This is a genomic window from Janthinobacterium sp. 13 (assembly GCF_002749695.1).
Taxonomy (GTDB): Bacteria; Pseudomonadota; Gammaproteobacteria; order Burkholderiales; family Burkholderiaceae_D; genus Janthinobacterium; species Janthinobacterium kumbetense.
The window spans coordinates 833,151-850,421 of the sequence record NZ_PEEQ01000001.1 but is presented as its reverse complement, the minus strand read 5'-3'; the positions used below and the strand labels follow the sequence as shown (position 1 = coordinate 850,421).

18 protein-coding genes are annotated in these 17,271 nt (G+C 61.0%); 8 read left to right on the top strand and 10 right to left on the bottom strand.

The window, feature by feature from the left end; genetic code table 11:
- Positions 1–178 precede the first annotated feature (178 nt).
- The 6 genes from CLU94_RS03600 to CLU94_RS03580 form a co-directional block, all read right to left on the bottom strand.
- On the bottom strand, positions 179–1,204 hold the full coding sequence (locus CLU94_RS03600; protein WP_099664644.1) for a PoNe immunity protein domain-containing protein: 1,026 nt from the start codon (positions 1,202–1,204) through the stop codon (positions 179–181).
- 107 nt (positions 1,205–1,311) lie between these two features.
- Entirely contained in the window at positions 1,312–2,337 is a 1,026-nt protein-coding gene (locus CLU94_RS03595; RefSeq protein WP_099664643.1) for a PoNe immunity protein domain-containing protein, read from the bottom strand.
- A 136-nt stretch (positions 2,338–2,473) separates the two neighbouring features.
- Complete coding sequence (locus tag CLU94_RS28310) at positions 2,474–2,632, bottom strand: hypothetical protein (RefSeq protein ID WP_180278582.1); 159 nt, start codon at positions 2,630–2,632, stop codon at positions 2,474–2,476.
- Positions 2,633–2,679: 47 nt separating this feature from the next.
- Positions 2,680–3,705: a PoNe immunity protein domain-containing protein gene (locus CLU94_RS03590; protein ID WP_099664642.1), complete on the bottom strand. Its 1,026-nt coding sequence runs from the start codon at positions 3,703–3,705 to the stop codon at positions 2,680–2,682.
- Positions 3,706–3,707: 2 nt separating this feature from the next.
- Complete coding sequence (locus tag CLU94_RS03585) at positions 3,708–5,468, bottom strand: hypothetical protein (protein ID WP_099664641.1); 1,761 nt, start codon at positions 5,466–5,468, stop codon at positions 3,708–3,710.
- Positions 5,465–8,629, bottom strand: coding sequence for a type VI secretion system Vgr family protein (locus CLU94_RS03580; protein WP_099664640.1), 3,165 nt, complete (start codon positions 8,627–8,629; stop codon positions 5,465–5,467). The genes CLU94_RS03585 and CLU94_RS03580 overlap by 4 nt, the downstream gene beginning before the upstream one ends.
- A 285-nt stretch (positions 8,630–8,914) precedes the next feature.
- Between CLU94_RS03580 and CLU94_RS03575 the strand changes: the two genes are divergently transcribed.
- The 7 genes from CLU94_RS03575 (at position 8,915) to CLU94_RS03545 (ending at position 14,150) form a co-directional block, all read left to right on the top strand.
- Positions 8,915–9,520, top strand: coding sequence for a hypothetical protein (locus CLU94_RS03575; RefSeq protein WP_143451335.1), 606 nt, complete (start codon positions 8,915–8,917; stop codon positions 9,518–9,520).
- A 133-nt stretch (positions 9,521–9,653) separates the two neighbouring features.
- Positions 9,654–10,352 carry a DUF2325 domain-containing protein gene (locus CLU94_RS03570; protein ID WP_373610639.1) on the top strand — a complete coding sequence of 233 codons (699 nt, stop codon included), beginning with the start codon at positions 9,654–9,656 and terminating at the stop codon, positions 10,350–10,352.
- A gap of 59 nt (positions 10,353–10,411) precedes the next feature.
- Positions 10,412–11,248: a TlpA disulfide reductase family protein gene (locus CLU94_RS03565; RefSeq protein ID WP_099664638.1), complete on the top strand. Its 837-nt coding sequence runs from the start codon at positions 10,412–10,414 to the stop codon at positions 11,246–11,248.
- Between the two features lie 121 nt (positions 11,249–11,369).
- Positions 11,370–11,645 (top strand): metal/formaldehyde-sensitive transcriptional repressor, encoded by a 276-nt coding sequence (locus CLU94_RS03560; protein ID WP_099664637.1) that lies wholly within the window; start codon positions 11,370–11,372, stop codon positions 11,643–11,645.
- Between the two features lie 10 nt (positions 11,646–11,655).
- Complete coding sequence (dmeF, locus tag CLU94_RS03555) at positions 11,656–12,621, top strand: CDF family Co(II)/Ni(II) efflux transporter DmeF (protein WP_099664636.1); 966 nt, start codon at positions 11,656–11,658, stop codon at positions 12,619–12,621.
- 91 nt (positions 12,622–12,712) lie between these two features.
- Entirely contained in the window at positions 12,713–13,054 is a 342-nt protein-coding gene (locus tag CLU94_RS03550; protein ID WP_077402365.1) for a zinc ribbon domain-containing protein YjdM, read from the top strand.
- A 67-nt stretch (positions 13,055–13,121) separates the two neighbouring features.
- Positions 13,122–14,150 (top strand): RNA methyltransferase, encoded by a 1,029-nt coding sequence (locus CLU94_RS03545; RefSeq protein ID WP_099664635.1) that lies wholly within the window; start codon positions 13,122–13,124, stop codon positions 14,148–14,150.
- On the opposite strand, the gene CLU94_RS03540 is transcribed toward CLU94_RS03545, so the two are convergent.
- Together CLU94_RS03540 and CLU94_RS03535 are read right to left on the bottom strand one after the other, a co-directional pair.
- A complete protein-coding gene (locus CLU94_RS03540) occupies positions 14,147–14,551 on the bottom strand; it encodes a hypothetical protein (protein WP_099664634.1) in 405 nt (134 codons plus the stop codon). The two genes, CLU94_RS03545 and CLU94_RS03540, sit on opposite strands and share 4 nt — an antisense overlap.
- Before the next feature lie 62 nt (positions 14,552–14,613).
- Positions 14,614–14,841 carry a protein L gene (locus CLU94_RS03535; protein ID WP_099664633.1) on the bottom strand — a complete coding sequence of 76 codons (228 nt, stop codon included), beginning with the start codon at positions 14,839–14,841 and terminating at the stop codon, positions 14,614–14,616.
- Positions 14,842–14,966: 125 nt separating this feature from the next.
- Between CLU94_RS03535 and CLU94_RS03530 the strand changes: the two genes are divergently transcribed.
- Complete coding sequence (locus tag CLU94_RS03530; protein WP_099664632.1) at positions 14,967–15,644, top strand: phosphoribosylanthranilate isomerase; 678 nt, start codon at positions 14,967–14,969, stop codon at positions 15,642–15,644.
- Here CLU94_RS03530 and CLU94_RS03525 read toward each other — a convergent pair.
- Positions 15,641–16,546, bottom strand: a complete 906-nt coding sequence (locus tag CLU94_RS03525) for a LysR family transcriptional regulator (RefSeq protein ID WP_099664631.1) — start codon at positions 16,544–16,546, stop codon at positions 15,641–15,643. The two genes, CLU94_RS03530 and CLU94_RS03525, sit on opposite strands and share 4 nt — an antisense overlap.
- Positions 16,547–16,744: 198 nt before the next feature.
- Complete coding sequence (locus CLU94_RS03520) at positions 16,745–17,260, bottom strand: 4'-phosphopantetheinyl transferase family protein (RefSeq protein ID WP_180278581.1); 516 nt, start codon at positions 17,258–17,260, stop codon at positions 16,745–16,747.
- Between the last annotated feature and the right edge of the window lie 11 nt (positions 17,261–17,271).

Below are 17,271 nucleotides of genomic sequence, written 5' to 3'. Positions count from 1 at the left end.
AAGCCATAGGCAGAATCCAGATTGCTCATGATCTCGCCCTGTTCAAATCGCCGGGTTGACGGAGGAACGTCCAGCGCTTGCCACTGGCCGGCCTGCGGGCAGACCTAGCCGGCTTCAGCGCGCAATTCCAAAGGCCCCTGCACTGGACCAGCCGCTGACTGTGCGAGATGGAATTTGGCTATTGTTCTTCACTCCAATGCCAGATGGTTTCACCGTATGCCGCATCGTCAAAAACAGGCATCGCTTGGCCTTGCGCGAAGTGGCTAAGGCTGTGTAACCTTGTTGGGGCTTCCCAGAAGCCAGTTTGGGGGCAGGGGTGACCACCCTCAACACGACCGGCCTTATTTATTAAGTCAGTATCCATGCTTGTGTAACGGTGTTCCGCGCGTAACTTGCGGCCATAATTGACCAAGTCTTTAGGGTAGACCAGATGATCGATAGCGCTGTCGTCCAGATCGAGAATAAAGACCGCCGCTCCGGCTTCAAATGCCCAATAGCCATAATAGCCGGCATAGCCCTCTTCGCTGATCCTAAGGTGCTCGTCATGCCAGCGTGGATGATCCTTCATTGCCGGATACCACTGTTGTAAATATTGCTTGAGCAAGCTAAGTGTGGCCGTCTCATCTTCTTCATAAAAGACACCTAGCAAGGTGTCATAAGGGGCGCCAAGCACGCAGGTATCGCGCTCGACGACGTTGTCGGCATAAGCACTGATCAATTGCTCGAACAGGCCATCTTGACCGCGATGGCTACGTAGTACGTGGATGATGCGTTGGACCGAATGCTGATCGCGTAGCAAGATGGCAATGCTCAGCAGTTGTAGCGTGTCTTCGTAGTCGGAAAGTGTCGCGAAATCGGGCGCCCCCGAATATTTATATGGACCATATTCAGGCAGCTTCAGTGCACACTCCTGTTGATATTTTTGATCCACTTCGTTCCACTCTTCAAATTTGTCCACGATATCGGCGATTCGAGGCGCCAGTTGATCGAGGGCTATGCCAGCCGTGTAGTCAAGCATCCATATCCAGAGTAATTCCAGATACAGGAAATGATGAACGGAGGAGCTTTCGCCTATCGAATATGCATCCTTTTTGTTTTCTCCTCCTCCCCGAATCAAGGAAAGTTGATTTGTCCGTGTTTTTTTATAAAGTTCTTCATAAAGAAATTGTTGCCGACGCCGTTCGTGAAAGACGTTATTTTTCATGGTGAAGTACCATTTTTTTGTTTAGTGCAGATTTCTGCAAGATGTTGTCGGACATTACTTTCAACGTAAATGCCTAACATACTTGGCAGTGTGAGATGAAATATTGACTATTGTCCTTCACTCCAATGCCAGATTGTTTCGCCGTATGCCGCATCGTCAAAAACAGGCATCACCTGGCCTTGCGCGAAGTGGCTGCGGCTGTGTAACCTTGCTGAGGTTTCCCAGAAACCACTTTGGGGACACGGATTTCCCCCTTCAACACGGCGGACATTGTGCTGCTGTTTCGTATACAAGCTGGTGTAACGGTTTTCTTCGCGTAATTTTCGCCCGTAGTCTACAAGGTCTTTTGGATAGACCAGGTGATTGATACCGCTGTCATCGAGATCGAGTAGATAGACTGTTGCGCCTGCTTCGAATGCCCAGTAACCATAATAACCGGAATAACCTTCCTCGTTGATATGCAAGTGTTCGTCATACCAGCGTGGATGATCCTTCATGGCTGGGTACCATAATTTCAAATACTTTTTCACAAGATTGAGCGTCGCACTTTCGTCTTCTTCATAAAATACCTGCAGCAGCGTGTCATAGGGTTTTTCAAGAATGCAACTGTCTAGATTTATTTCTTCTTCGACATATCCTCCAATTAATTGTTCGAATAATCCATCTTGACCACGGTGACTACGTAGCACATTAATGATGCGCATGACCGATTGCTGGTCGCGCAGTAAAATGGCAATGCTAATTAATTGAAGGGTATTTTCGTATTCAAAAAGATTGGAAAATTGCGGGGCGCCTACATATTCGTAGGGGCCAAATTCTGGAAATTCAAGTGCGGCATCCTGTTGAAGCAATTGATATACATCATTCCATTTTTCAAATGCGTCGATAATGGCGACAAGGCGCGGGGCAAGTTCATGGATGGGGACGCCTGCGGTGTAGTCCAACATCCAGAGCCAAAATAGTTCAAGATGCAAGAACTGATAAATCGAATTTGCACTTTGCGTTGTATTGGCTACATTTTCATTATCATTTCCTACTTCAATGAGAAGAAGTTGATTTTCCCGTGTTCTATTGTAAAGTTCTTCATGGAGAAATTGCTGTCTGCGTCGGTGATGAAAGGGTAAATCTTCCATGGCTACTTGCTTTTTTCTTGGGTAAATTGTATTCGTGTCAAAGAAGGTACGCGCATGCTGAAACCGCAATGCATGATTGCCTTTTTCAGTCGAGCATCAGCTCGATGGTTTCGAACATCAGTACCGTCGCTGTTTTTTATGCGTTCAGGAAGCGCCACACCGTCAAGCCATAGGCGCAATCCAGATTGCGCATGATCTCGCCTTGTTCAAATCGCCGGGTTTGCGGCGGAATGTCCAGCGCTTGCCACTGTCCGGTCTGCGGGCAGGCCTCGGCGGCGTAGGCGTGCAATTCCAAAGCCTCCTGCGCTGGGCCAGTCGCTGGCTGTGCGAGATGGAATTTGGCTATTGTTCTTCACTCCAATACCAGATGGTTTCACCGTATGCCGCATCGTCAAAAACAGGCATTATTTGGCCTTGCGCGAAGTGGCTGCGGCTGTGTAATTTTGCTGGGGTTTCCCAGAAGCCAGTTTGAGGGCAGGGCTGGCCGCCCTCGACGCGTCCCTTGCGCATCAGTGGTTCTGTTTCCTGACTGGTAAAGCGGCCTACTTCCCATAACTGTCGTGCATAATCGACCAGGTCTTTGGGGTAGACCAGATGGTCGATCTGGCTGTCGTCCAGGTCGAGTATAAAGACGGTCGCCCCTGCTTCGAATGCCCAGTAGCCGTAATAGGCGGCATAGCCTTCCTCGTTGATGTTGAGATGCTCATCGTACCAGCGCGGATGATTTCTCATAGCTGGGTACCACTGTTTCAGGTATTTTTGCAGCAGGACTAAGCTAGCTTTCTCATCTTCCTCATAGAATACTTGCAACAGGGTGTCGTAGGGTTTGCTGATAATGCAGGTGTCGAGGTCTTGACTGTCCTCGACATATGCGCCAATTAATTGCTCGAACAGCCCATCGTGGCCACGGTGGCTACGCAGTACGTGGATGATGCGTCGCACCGAACGCTGATCGCGTAGCAGGATGGCGATGCTGAGTAGTTGAAGCGTGTCTTCATAATCGGAAAGGATGGAAAACTGTGGCGCTCCCTCGTATTCGTATGGCCCGTATTCTGGAAAGTCAAGCGCCGCTTCCTGTTGATAAAGTTGATCGACTTCATTCCATTCTTCAAATTTATCCACGATGCCTGCAATGCGCGGCGCCAGTGCATCGATCGGCTCACCTGCCGTATAGTCGAGTATCCAGATCCATAGCGCTTCCAAATACAAAAACTGGTAAATGACAGTTTGACTTTGTGTTGATTCGGCCACTTTTTTGTTGGCAAGTTGACCTTTAATTAGTGAAAGTTGATTTTCTCGAGTTTTAGTGTAAAGCTCCTCATAAAGGAATTGTTGGCGACGGCGTTCATGGAATTCTGGGTTCTTCATTGTTATTTTCTCCGCTTTCTCTTTCCTGAAACTGCTTTGCTTGATTTATTCTTGTTCTCTTGCTGTTCTTGTTGATCGACTGGTTTTTTAGACGTTGCTTTTTCGAGGCTTCTACGTCCTTTGTCTATGCGATCAATTTCCATATAGTTGAATGTGTCGCTTATGCCATGAGTTTCTTTGTGTTTGTCATGTATTTTTATATTGTAATGATCACCTGACGCGAGTAATTCCAATGTCGCTGCAAGATGGTCGACAACTCCAGGTGCTGCTGCTAACTTGAGCTTGCCATGCGGGTGTGCCGCCGTCACGAACGGATTAGAGAGTGCGGTGCTTCCCAGTATTAGATATGTCCAGCGATTTTTTAAATTTTCAACGGATTGCATGGCACCGTTTTTGGTGCTGTTGGTAAGCCATTTTTTCCCCATCTGCGTGCCCTTTATACGTTCACCGAGCAAAGTCCATAACATCAGCTCTCTGTCGTTGAGGGATGCCGGGGGGCGTGGGATATTGCCACGTTCCACTTCCTTTTGCAGCCGCTGGAACAGTGTGTAGGCACTGCTACTGAATTTTGCTTCGATGAAATGGAAAGTGTCGCTATTTGTCTGCCAGATGGTATCCACACCATTTTGTAGCATTTTTTTTAAGTCTTCGGGTACAAGCTCTGTCGGGCGTTTGTGTGCGTTATCGGGACCGACAACGCGCGGGTAGTCAAAGCGCCATTTTCCATTGACGTTACCGTGCGGCCAGGCGGTGGCTTTTTTAAGCACGTGTTCCATATGATAATAATCTGCCATATGCTCGCCGATGAGTCCCTTTGGCCCGAATGGCACTTTGGACAGCAATTCGCGAATCGGCCGCGACGTATTCTTCACCGGTGCGGTGCCGCCGTCGCTGCTCTGGCGGTGCGAGTCGTCCACGGGTTTGTGTTCCTTGCCCTTGCCCGGCGAGTCCCGTTCTTTGGTTTTTGCTTTGGCATCCACGCCCTTGGTTTTTTTATCGGTGCTGATCGTGGGCGACTTGAACTGGGCGTTGGCGCTGTGCGGATGTGTGTTGCCGGGCTTGTGATTGTGCCTGGCTGCCGTATTGGCGCCGGTGCCGGCGGCGACGGCGATTTTTTTTGCCGCCCATAACGCGTCTTCGCCCAGCATGTCCTCGATCAAGTCCTGCAACGCCTTGGCGCCTTGCGCAATGCCGGCCTTGAGGGGGCCGCGCACCGCTTCGACTTGCGGCTTCATGTCGCGTGCCAAATGCTGCAAGTCCGACGGCAGCCACCAATGGCTGGTCGACAGGTAGCCGAGCAATTGCACGCAGTTGTCCAGCGCGCTCATGGCCGTGCTGATTGCCAGCTGGGTGTTTTGCGCCCACTGGAAGGTTTTCAGGAATTTGATCGCGGCGCCCTTGCTCTTGCCCAGCATGGCTTCGATCATGACATTGCCGCCAGCGGCCGCCGCGCCAACCTCCTTGCGGTACTTGCGCAAAGGCTTGATGATGGTCTTGAAGAGGCTGCCGACTTCCGGAATGCAGCCGAACGCCGCCAGCGCCATGTCGACCCAGTCATCGCGGGTCGCGCGCGACACGCCTTTCCTGCCGACCCGGTAGATCATGCCCGAGACATCGCGCACATCCATCACCTGGTCAACCACGGGGATCAGGGAAATGGCGCCGCCGACGATCATGGCGGCCTTGCCCTGGTCATCCTCGAAGTCGCCCAGGATCAGGTCCTTGAAAAACTCTACAATCTCATCGACAAAGTTCTGGCTCATGGTTGGGGATCCGGTTTACTGCTTTTCCTGGCCGCTTCCAGCAATGCGGAAGCCTGTTTCAGCTGCTGCCTCGCTTGCCGCAGACGGGGTTCCGCTACCAATGGCGGCGCTACCCAGTCGCGCTGGTCCTCGCCATATTCAATGTGATATGCGCCGGGAGGAATGTTTTCGAGGCGGGCATGGCCCTTGTCGTTGAGCAATCCACTGAGTGAAGTACCATTGGCGAACGTGATTTTGTAGGGGGAGTTAATGACAGGTTCGAGATCGCCATAATGCAGGTTCAGTTCGACTGCCCGGCCCAGGTCGGCCGCATTCGGCATCGCCGGCAAGGTGGGCTGGCTGCTCGCCGGCCCCGCCAATTCCTTCATGCTGGCGTTGAAATCGATCTTGCCCGGTCCATGCAGCATGATGTTGCCGCCTTCGAGGCGGATGTACGCGCCCTGGGCCGTCATCAGGATGTGCTGCTTGGCCGCCGCCGTGACGCTCTTGGCGGTGCTGCTGACAGTGATGGCCTTGTCGGCCGTCAGCCGTGTCGCATCGGACTGGCTTTGGCTGCTGACCTTGCCGCTGGCCGCATGCAGGCGGATGCCGGTTTCCTGGTTGGGCTTATCCTTGCTGCTGGTCTTGCCATAGGTGAACAGGCTGATGCCCTTGCCCAGCGCGTACAGGCTGTTGCCCTGCGCGGCAAAGTTGAGATCCGCGCCCGCCGCCAGACTGCCATTGCCGCCGGCGACCAGCACGGCGTTGGCCGGCGTGGTGGCGGCGATGCCGGACGGACTGGATAATTGCAGCTGCGGGTCGCCATACGCACTGGCCTGGCCTTCGCCGCCCGCCGCCTGCTGGCCCTGGCCCGCAGCGGCGGCGCCCTCGGCCGTCGCGCCCAGGACATCGATGCTGTGCTGCATCTGGGCGAGGGCGGGGAGCTGGGCGGCTGGCGCAGGCGTCTCCGCCTGGTCCTGCGTGGCAGCGGAAGCTGGCGCGGCCGCACCGGCTGTGGCCGGGCTGGGCATTTCGAGCGCGAAATGTTTTTGCGCCTGCTCGGCCAGCGAGGTCTGCAGTTGCAAGCTTTGCCTGAGCTGTTCCAGCGCTTCCTGCGCATCCATCTGGCTGCCGCCGGCATCGCGGCCATGCGCCGACAGCAGCATGCCCGCTCCCGCGCGCAGGGCAGCGCTGTGTTCTGTTTTCAGCTCGGCGCCAAAGCCGGACGGCGCCAGCCGCTGGTTGTCGCTCTGGTGGCGCAAATGGCCCAGGTTCAGTTCGGCCGTGCCCTGGTGAGGGCCGGCGTGGCGCTGCAAGGCGACACGGCCCTGGCCCGGGCTGTCGTCGAATACCAGCTGGCTGTAGGCGCCGCCGCCGCCCTGGCTGGCTTGCATGGCTTGCGTCTTGATGCCGGACAAGGCCGCCGGGTGGGCATGGGCGCCGGCCTGGCCGGGAAACCAGGCCGGCGCGTTGCCCGTCGCCGCGCCCGTGCCCTGGCTGACCTGGTTGTTTTGCGCGTCGGCCTGGCCGCGGCCGTTGTACAGCGTGCCGATGACGACGGGGCGGTCGATATTGCCTTCCAGGAAATCGACGAGCACTTCCTGGCCCACGCGGGGCAGGGCGTTGCTGCCCCAGTTGGCGCCGGCGACGGGGGCCAGCGGCGTGGCGACCCTGACCCAGGTGCCGGCGCTATCGTCGCCGGGGGCGCCCGTGTGGCCGTCGGCGGCCGGATGCGCCAGCCGGCTATGGCTTTGCGTCCCCCGCTGCCAGTGGAATTGCACCTTGATGCGGTGGTCGCGGTCCGTATGTAGCTGGACGCCGGCCGGGCCGACGACGATGGCGGTTTGCTGGCCCATGATGCTGGGGCGCGGATGCAGCAGCTGGCCGTGGTCATCGGCATAGCTGCTGCGGTAGGGGATCTTGCTGCGGATGGCGTCGATGCGGTTGCGGTAGGGCGGGCGTTCGCCGATGGTGTCGCCGACGGCATGCAGGCTGCCGGCCGCTTCGTCGCCGATCAGCGCGTCGAGCAAGCCCTGGCCGAAGCGCTGCAGCAGTCCGCCGCCCAGCTCCGCATCGAGGTTGTTATGCATCAAGTGCACCGTGCGGGTGACGAGGAAGGTCGCTGCGTCGCCATCGCCCGCCGCGTCCGTTTGCGCCTGGCCGCTCAGGGTGAAGGTGGTGCCGGGCGCCAGGGTGCGCACGGTGCCGGCGCCGATAAACACTTCCCTGGCCGCCGTCAGCGCCTGCAACTGGCGCTCGGCGAGCCGTTGTCCGTGCTCGCGCGACGGGTAGGCATAGGCGCCGGGCGCGTCGCGGCTGACCAGCGCCATCGTCCCGTCCCTGGCGCCAGCGGCGCTGATGGGGCGCTGGCCCAGCGCGCGGTAATCCCAGCTCGACAGTTCGATGCCGTTGGTTTGCTGGCGCAGCTGCATGCGCCAGCGGTCCATCGTGTCTTGCGGCATGACGGCGCCTGGCTGGCTGTAGGCGATGCTGGCCTGGGCGTTGGGCTTGAAGCTGCCGTTGTGGTCGGCGATGACGAGGGTATGGCTGCCCAGGCTGGCGCTGCCCGCATCGCCCGTGTGTTCCGCATAATAAAACAGCCCTTCCTCGCTCATCAGCCGTTCCGCAAAGGCCCAGTCGCTTTCCTGGTACTGGCTGCAGATGCTGCGTTTCGGATAGGCCGCGCGGTCGAGCAGGTCGAAGCGCCAGGCGGGCGCCAGCATGCCCTGGCCCTGGTAGCGGGCGAAGACGACTTCGAGGATGTCCGGTACCGCCAGGTCCTGGAAGACGCGGCTGTCGCGGCCGTGCGCCAGGAAGGCCGTCCACGGCTGCATGGTCAGGTTGTAGCGGGCAAAGCCGCCGTTTGCGCCCGCCAGTTCGACGGCGGTGATGTGGCCGTGGAACGGGCGCCAGTCCTCGGTGCCGGCGGCCGTGCGCAATTCCAGCAGGATGGGCTGGCCGATCAGCGACTTGAGGGGAATGGCTGCGTCGAGCGACAGGGCGGCGATGTTGAAGACATAGCCCAGTCCCAGGCCTTCCTCGCCGCGCACGCATTCGGCCAGCAGCTTGTCCGGGCCCAGGGGCGTGCTCAGCTTCAGCAGGCGCGTGGCCTGGCTGAAGCCGTTGGCGACGGGTGACGTAGCAGGTGACGGCGACGCGCTTGCTTGGACCGGTTCGGACATTGATTGGAACTCCGTGTGGAGAAATGAGCGTACTTGCAATTAATTCAATGACTTGCTTATAAGATTACACCTTAGAAATAGTGATTTAACAAGCGCGATTCAATTGAATCGTGCGGCAGGCCGGGTCGTGCGCGGGCCGTGCGGGCCGTTTTTGCCCCTTCTGCTAGAGTGCGGATCTTGCCAATTCCACCATTGCAAAAAATACTGCGAAATATTACTTAAAAGCAATAATATGGCGTGCCGTGCCTGTTTTTCGGCAGCCATCCCACGTGAACCGGAGCAAGAGTGAATACAATGAAATGCGCGGCTGCCGCCGTGCTGTGTGCCAGCCTGTCGCCCGCCATGGCGGCGGCATCGCCCGTCGAACCACCGTTTCTCGATGTGCTCGTCCATCAGTACGCCAGTTGCGTCCAACCCGCCTATCACCAGGCCGAGCTGCGGGTACAGGACGGGACGGGGCGCTACCAGATCGACGTCAAGGGCGAGGCTTACACGGTCGAACTGCAGGAACGCATGGGCTTTTCGCTGCAGGCGGGCATTGACGGTCCCGTGGCAGCCGTCGTCAAGCTGGACCGGCCGCCAACGGGGCAGTTCGGGGAGCAGGCGCGCTGGCGCGAACGCTGGCTGCGCGATGTGGCCGAGCGCAGCGGCGTGGCGCTGGAAGAGCGGGCGCTGGCCGGTGGCGCGCGCCTGCTGATCGTGAACAAGGGCGAGATCAAGGGCAATTATGTGGGCCAGTCCCTGCTGATCGATCCAGCGCGGCTGCTGTTCATCGATGTGGCGTGGCCGAATACGCTGGGGATCTATCGTGGCACCGACGGCCTGCGGCATGTGCGGCAGGTGCAGGACGATGTTTGGCAGCGCCTGCTGTCTTGCCCGCCGGCTGCGTGACGCTGGCGGCCGCCGCATACCCCTACTGCGCGCACGCGCATAGACAAATAATAATGATTCTCATTTATAATTCGAATCCATGGGGGTGCGATGGGTTGGCGCCATGGCGCCACGGTCGGTGAAGGAGGGCATGATGGGCAGTGTGTATGGCAACGAAGACATGATCGCGCACGAGCATCGCGTGCTGATGGGGGAATATGGCCGCGCGCAGGCGCGCTGCAGTGCGCAACTGGCTGCGCAGGCGGCCCGCATCGCGCAGCTGGAGGCGGAATTGATGCGCGCGCGGGCGCAGGTCGTGATCCGCGATACCCGGCTGGCGCTGGCGCGCGATGAACTGGTCGAACTGGCGGCCAGCGTGCCGGGCTTGCCGACGCGCGCCCGGCTGGCCCGCCGGGTCGAGTGGCTCGGCGAACGGGTGCAGGACCTGATGCGCGAATTGCTGCGCCTGCAGTGGCTGCCCGCGCCTTCCGTCGTACCTTTGCCCGCCTTGCAGGCCGATGTGCGCGAAAAAGCCGTGCTATATGTGAGCAACTATTCAAGCTTGGAGCTTGGCCAGGACGCGGGTGGCGCCAACGTGGCGCAGCAAGCCATCGAGCAGGCTGGCGGGCGCTTCCTGCACCATGCCGGCGGCGACGATGGCGCCGACGATGCGGCGGCGCTGGAAGCGGGCCTGGTGGCGGCCGACCTGGTGATTTGCCAGACGGGCTGCGTCAGCCACGACGCCTACTGGCGCGTGCACGACCACTGCAAGCGTACGGGCAAGCAGTGCGTGCTGGTGGACCAGCCGCAAGCCATGCATTTCGTGCGCAAGGAAGCGCTGGCCGCTTCTTAACGCCCGCTTAATCCGTATCGGGCAGAATGGCCGTTCATTCGACGTTATAGAGAGCGCCCATGCTGTCCCTGCAAATCGGCCCCCTGGCCCTGCCTACGGGCCTGGTCCTGCTGATCGTTTCCCTGTGCGTCGCCTACGGCGCGGCGTGGTCGCTACGGCGCTATCGCCAACTGCCGGACGCCGGCCCCCTCGTTTCCGACATGCTGATCGCCGGCCTGCTGGCGGCGCGGCTGGCATTCGTCTTGCGCTGGCACGAACAGTATTTCAGCTCCCCCTTGGCGGCACCCTGGTCCATCCTCAATATCCGCGATGGCGGCTTCATGGCGCCGGCCGGCATCGCCGCCGCGCTGGCCATCGCCGCGTGGCGCTGCCGGCGTCCCGCCATGGCGGCCATGCGCCGCCCTCTCGCCATCAGCGTGGCGTCGGGCGCGCTGGCATGGGGCGTGCTGAGCGCGGGGATCTCGCTGGCCTACGACAAGCCGGCGGCCTTGCCGGCCGTGGCGCTGCAGGCGCTCGATGGCGCGCCGGTGACCCTGGCGGCGCTGGCCGGCGGCAAGCCGCTGGTGGTCAATCTGTGGGCCAGCTGGTGCCCGCCGTGCCGGCGCGAGATGCCGGTGCTGGCTGCCGCGCAGCAGGCGCGCGCCGATATCGTCTTCGTGTATGCGAACCAGCGCGAGGATGCGGCGGCGGCCAGCGCTTTCCTGGACAGGAGCGGCGTGACCCTGCGCAATGTGCTGCTCGACAGCGAGGCGGCGCTGGGCAAGGCGGCCGGCTCCTCGGCCCTGCCCACCACCTTGTTTTATGATGCGCAGGGGCGACTGGTCGATACGCACCTGGGCGAATTATCCGACGCCTCGCTGGCCAGCAAGCTGCGCAAGATCGCCCCGGCGCCATAGCGCCTGTTCCTGCCTGAATGAGCCGCCCATCCGCGAGGATGCGCGGCTTTTTTAACGCCTTGACGCATGCGGCGCGCTTTCTGATAGTATACCCCCCTATAGTATTTATCGGAGTGGAACCATGGGACACACGGCGCACAACAAAACCAAGCTGTTGAACAGGATCAAACGCATCAAGGGACAGGTGGAAGGCCTGGAGCGGGGCTTGGAAGAGGGGCGCGACTGCGGCGAAGTGCTGCAGTTGATCGCGGCCGTGCGCGGCGCCGTGAATGGCCTGATGGCCGAAGTTATCGAAGAACACCTGCGCGAGCACGTGGCCAGTCCCGATATCTCCGGCGACGAGCGGGCCAGGGGCGCCGACGACATCGCGGGCATCCTGCGCACCTACCTCAAATAAGGAGCACGTCATGCAAACGCCATCCATCAAGGAAGACCTGTCCGCCTGGCAGCATGAACACGTGTTTGGCGCAGCCAGCGACAAGGCGGAACGCCGCGCGCGCATCGTCATGTGGATCACCCTGGCCACCATGGTGCTGGAAATCGTCGCCGGCTGGTGGTACAACTCCATGGCCCTGCTGGCCGACGGCTGGCATATGAGTTCGCACGCGCTGGCCATCGGCCTGGCCGCGTTTGCGTATGCGGCCGCGCGCCGCTATGCGCGCGACCCGCGCTTTGCCTTCGGCACGTGGAAGATCGAAGTGCTGGCCGGCTACACGAGCGCCATCCTGCTGCTGGGCGTGGCCGTGCTGATGGTGGCCGCTTCCGTCGAGCGTCTGTTCTCGCCGCAGCCCATCCACTATCCGCAGGCGATGGCGGTGGCGGCCTTCGGCCTGGCTGTCAATCTCGTGTGCGCGCTGATCCTCGGCGGGCACCACGACCATGGCCACGAGCACGGGCATCATGACCATCACGGTCACCATGAGCAGCATGGCCACGGCGAAGACTTGAACATGAAGGCCGCGTACATCCACGTGCTGGCCGACGCCGCCACGTCCGTGCTGGCCATCCTTGCGCTGGCCGGCGCGTGGGCTTACGGCTGGCGCTGGCTCGATCCCGTGATGGGCATCGCGGGCGCCGTGCTGGTGGCCCTGTGGGCGAAAAAGCTGATGCAGGAGACGGGCAAGGTCTTGCTGGACCGCGAGATGGACCATCCCGTGGTGGATGAAATCCGCGAAGCCGTGGAAGTGGAAAGCGCAGGCGACACGCCGCGCGTCGTCGACCTGCACGTGTGGAGGGTCGGCAAGCAGCTGTATTCATGCGCCCTGTCCGTCGTCAGCCGCGACGCCAGCCTGACGGCGGCCGAACTGCGCGCGCGCATCGGCATCCACGAAGAAATTGTCCACAGCACCATCGAGATTATTCGCCGCCATTGATAATGATGGCGAAAAAAGCAAGCTGATGCGGGGCGTAGGCAGTATAATGTCGGCTTTTACAGCACGCGCTGTTCACCAGACAGAGAAGAAAATGAGCACATTACCACCATGCCCGCAATGCCAATCCGAATTCACGTATGAAGACGGCAGCCAGTTGATCTGCCCTGAATGCGCGCATGAATGGTCGGCCACGGCTGCAGAAGCGGCGGAAGAGGGCGCCAAGGTGTACCGCGATTCGGCCGGCAATATCCTGCAGGACGGCGACACGGTCAGCGTCATCAAGGACTTGAAATTGAAGGGCGGCGGCGGTGTCGTCAAGATGGGCACCAAGGTCAAGAACATCCGCCTGGTCGACAGCGACCACGATATCGATTGCAAGATCGACGGCTTCGGTTCCATGAGCCTGAAAACCGAGTTCGTGAAAAAGGTCTAAGCCTTTTCCTTGCCATTCGCGGCGCGCCTCGCATTCCTGCCGGCGCGCCGTTTTTTATTCAGAATCCATGCAAATCGATCATCTCCGCCAGCGCCTGCGCGCCCTGGGCGCCAAGCCCCTGCACGAACAGCGCGTGCTGCGCGACTGGATACAGGCGCAGCCGCATGACCAGGGCCGGCGCCGCGCCGAGGATTTTTTGCCGCTGCCCGTGCGCGAGGCCTTGCCCGCGCTCGACCTGGAATTGCAGGGCATGCTGAAATTGCTCAGCACCCACCCGGGCGCTGACGGTTCCGCGCGCCTGCTGGTGGGGCTGCACGATGGCCAGACGGTGGAGAGCGTGCTGCTGCCGCGCGACGGCTTGTGCGTGTCCAGCCAGGTCGGTTGCGCCGTCGGCTGCCAGTTCTGCATGACGGGCCGCGACGGCTTGATCCGGCAAGTGACCAGTGGAGAAATTGTCGCCCAAGTGGTACTGGCGCGCACCTTGCGCCCCGTGAAAAAAGTCGTCTTCATGGGCATGGGCGAACCGGCGCATAACCTGAACAACGTGATGGAAGCGATCGACCTGCTGGGCACCGAGGGCAATATCGGCCACAAGAACCTCGTGTTTTCCACCGTGGGCGACCCGCGCGCCTTCGAGCGCTTGCCGCAAGGTCGCGTCAAGCCGGCGCTGGCCCTGTCCCTGCATACCACCAAGCCTGCGCTGCGCGAACAGCTGCTGCCGCGCGCGCCCAGGCTCACCCCGCAGGAACTGGTGGACTTCGGCGAATCGTATGCGCGCCTGACGGGCTACCCGGTGCAGTACCAGTGGACCTTGATGGAAGGCGTCAACGATGGCGAAGACGAGATGGACGGCATCGTTGAACTCTTGAAGGGGAAATATGCGGTGCTGAACATGATCCCGTATAACACCATAGCCGACTTGCCGTTCCGGCGCCCCAGCTGGGAAAAGGCACGGGCGATCGCCGCCGCCCTGCACGCGCGCGGCGTACTGACCAAATTGCGCGATTCGGCCGGGCAGGACGTGGAGGGCGGCTGCGGACAGTTGCGGGCGCGCGAAGCGAAGGGCAGGGTCATTCCCATCCGCGCCGGCGTCTAGACACCACCCAGCAAGTCGTTTTCATTCAGGATTGCAAACGCGATTTCGGGATGCGCGGCCAGGCAGCGGCGTACGGCGGCCGGAATGGCGGCGCGCGTCTTGCGGCACAGGCCGGGCCGCTCCAGCAGACGGATCTGGAAACCGCGCACGGTGCGCACTTCGCCGCTGCCCGGCGTAATCTGCAATTCCACGCCCAGGTTGTCGCGCAAGCGCTGCTGCAGCTTCCGCAACTGCGCATGGGTGGCGATGCCCTCGATATGCGCGAGCAGGCGCTTTTCTTCCGTCAGGTTCAGGCGCAGGATGGAAACGTCTGCCTGCGGATCGTCGAGCAGGCGCTCGCGTTCGCAGTCGCACAACTGCGGCGGACACTCCTTGCGGATTTCAAAGTCGACGATGCGCATACGCGGCTTCCAATGGCGATCCCGGATAAATCAAGTATCGTCCGCCACCTGGCGCCTGTCAATCAGCGCGGGCTGACGATCAGGCGCCAGCGGATCGGACCCTGCTCGCTGTTGTGCTGATGGTGGTTTTGCGGCGGCATGACGTGGCCTTCCGTGGAGACGATTTCGTGCGCGCAGCCGTCGCAGCGGTAGATGCCCGAATACGGCACGGCGTCGCCCGGTGACGTCAGTTCATCGAAACGCGGGTGCATGGAGCGGGCTACGTAGCTGGGGTTCTTGTAGTCGGCCATGGATTCCTCGGGAAGTGGGCAGGCCCCATTCTGGCACACAATCGCGCGCGGGCTTGACCGCGTATCTTGGCGCGCGCGTCGCCCTGTGTTGTAATGTTGATCATCCCGATTGAACACGCCAGGCCATGAGAACCCGCATCAAGATTTGCTGTATCGCTTCCATCGACGAAGCGCAACTGGCCATTGCCGCCGGCGCCGACGCGCTGGGCCTAGTGGCGGCCATGCCGTCCGGCCCTGGCCCGATTCCCGATGCGCGCATCGCGCAAATCGCCGCCTGGACGCCGCCGCCCGTGGCCACGTTCCTGCTGACGTCCGAGACGACGGCGCCAGCCATCGCAGAACATGTGCGCGCCACGCAGCCGTCCACCGTGCAGATCGTCGGGCATATCGACCCGGGCGAGGTGGCCGAGCTGGCGCGCTTGCTGCCGCACGTGCGGCGCGTGCAGGTGATCCACGTGGAGGGGCCCGAGGCTTTGGCGCTGATCCCCGCCTATGCGCCCCACGTCCATGCGTTTTTGCTCGACTCCGGCCGTCCCGGCGCTGCCGTGCCTGAACTGGGCGGCACGGGCCGCACGCACGACTGGTCTGTCAGCGCGCGCTTCGTGCGCGCCAGCCCCCGTCCCGTCTTCCTGGCCGGCGGGCTGGACGCCACCAACGTGATGGAGGCGCTGCGCCAGGTGCGCCCCTACGGCATCGACCTGTGCTCGCGCGTGCGCACGGATGGCCAGCTCGACGTCATGAAGCTGGCCTTGCTGATGGCGGCCGTGCGCGACGCGGATGCGGCGCTGTATGCGGAAGGCTAATCGGCCGGCAGCTTGGCCATCTCGTGCACGAATGCTTCCGTGAACGCGGCCACCATGCCGCCAGCGGCGCGCGGCGAGATCAATCCCACGACGGAATGCGATTCCTCGTCCGGCAGGGGAATAAAACGCACGCCGGGCGGCGCCACCAGGCGCATGCTGTCCGGGACGATGGCGATGCCCATGTTCGCTTCGATCAGGTTCAGCTGTGAAGTCTTGCGCGACAGGGCGCGCGCCGCCTTCGGGAAGAATCCCTGCGCCAGGCACAGGCCCGCCACCAGGTAGCTGAGGCCTCCCCGGTCCTTGTGCGGGATCGAGACGAAGGCTTCGTCGCGCAGGGCGGCGATCGTCGTGCGTTCCAGCGCGGCCAATGGCGACATCGCTGACACGGCCACCACCAGCTTTTCCGCGTAAAGTTCGCGTACGACGATGTTGGCATGCTTGCGCAAGGTGGGCAGGCGCACGAGGCCCAGGTCGGCGCGGCCTTCCTCGATGTCTGCCGCCTGGTTTTCCGACGATCCCTTGGAGATATCCAGCGAAACGCCGGGGAACTGCGCCAGCAGGCGGTTCAGTACGGCGCCGATGGCGGGTGTGAGGGTGACGGAACTCGAATGCAGCAGGCGGATGATGCCTTGCGCGCCTTGCCCCACGTGGCGCGTCTGGCGCACGGTTTCGTCGATATCTTCGAGGATGCGTTTGGCCCGCTCATAAAAGACCTGTCCCGCAGGCGTCAGTTCGATATGGCGCGCGTCGCGCGTCAGCAGCAGCGCCTGCACCTCGCCCTCCAGCTCCTTGATCTGCCGGCTCAGCGCCGATTGCGCGATATATAATTTTTCCGCCGCGCGCGAGTAGCTGCCCGCATCGACGACTTCGACAAAATAGCGGAACTGTCTGATGGAAATCAATCGTATGCCTTTTCGAGATCGGAGACTGCCTGATTTGATATTAGCCTGGCCCCGGGGTTCGCGTTACAGTGGCCTGGTCTGCTGTCACTGCAAAGGAATGGCCATGCTGGAATTGATCGGGGTGCTGGGACTGCTCGTCAGTATTATCGTAAAACTGATTTTCGTCCAGATCGGCGGGGCGGCCGAGGGCAAGGAAGACTAGTATGCCAGGGTCGCCACATACGGAGCCGCCACGCTCAAAGCCTGCAGGCGGCAAGCTGGCGCGGCCCCGTCCCATTCCGCCAGCGGCAAGCCCGCGCACTTGAGCGCCGCCTCGCGCGCCGTCCACGCTTGCGCCAGGGCCAATGGGCGTTGAGCATCGGGCAACGAAGCCAGCTCCTGCGTCACCTGCGGCCCCAGGTAATCGCGCGCCAGATTGAACCCGTCGGCAATCGCCTGCACCCGCATCACGTCAAGGCCGACAGGGCCGTGCAGATGGACGGCGGCCAGCGAGATGCCCTCGTCATGGGTCAATGACAAACCCGCCGCGCGACCGGCCAGCAGCAGGCGCGGGGCCTGGCCAGGCGTCGACACCACCGAAATCGCATCGATGTCCAGCTTCAGCCACTGGGCTAGCGCCTCGCGCACGGCGGCGCGGATGCGCAAGCGGGCTTCGGCGCGCGGCAGCACGGCGGCGATGCCGATCACCAGCACGCCGTTTCCAGACCAGAGCACCGTACGATTCA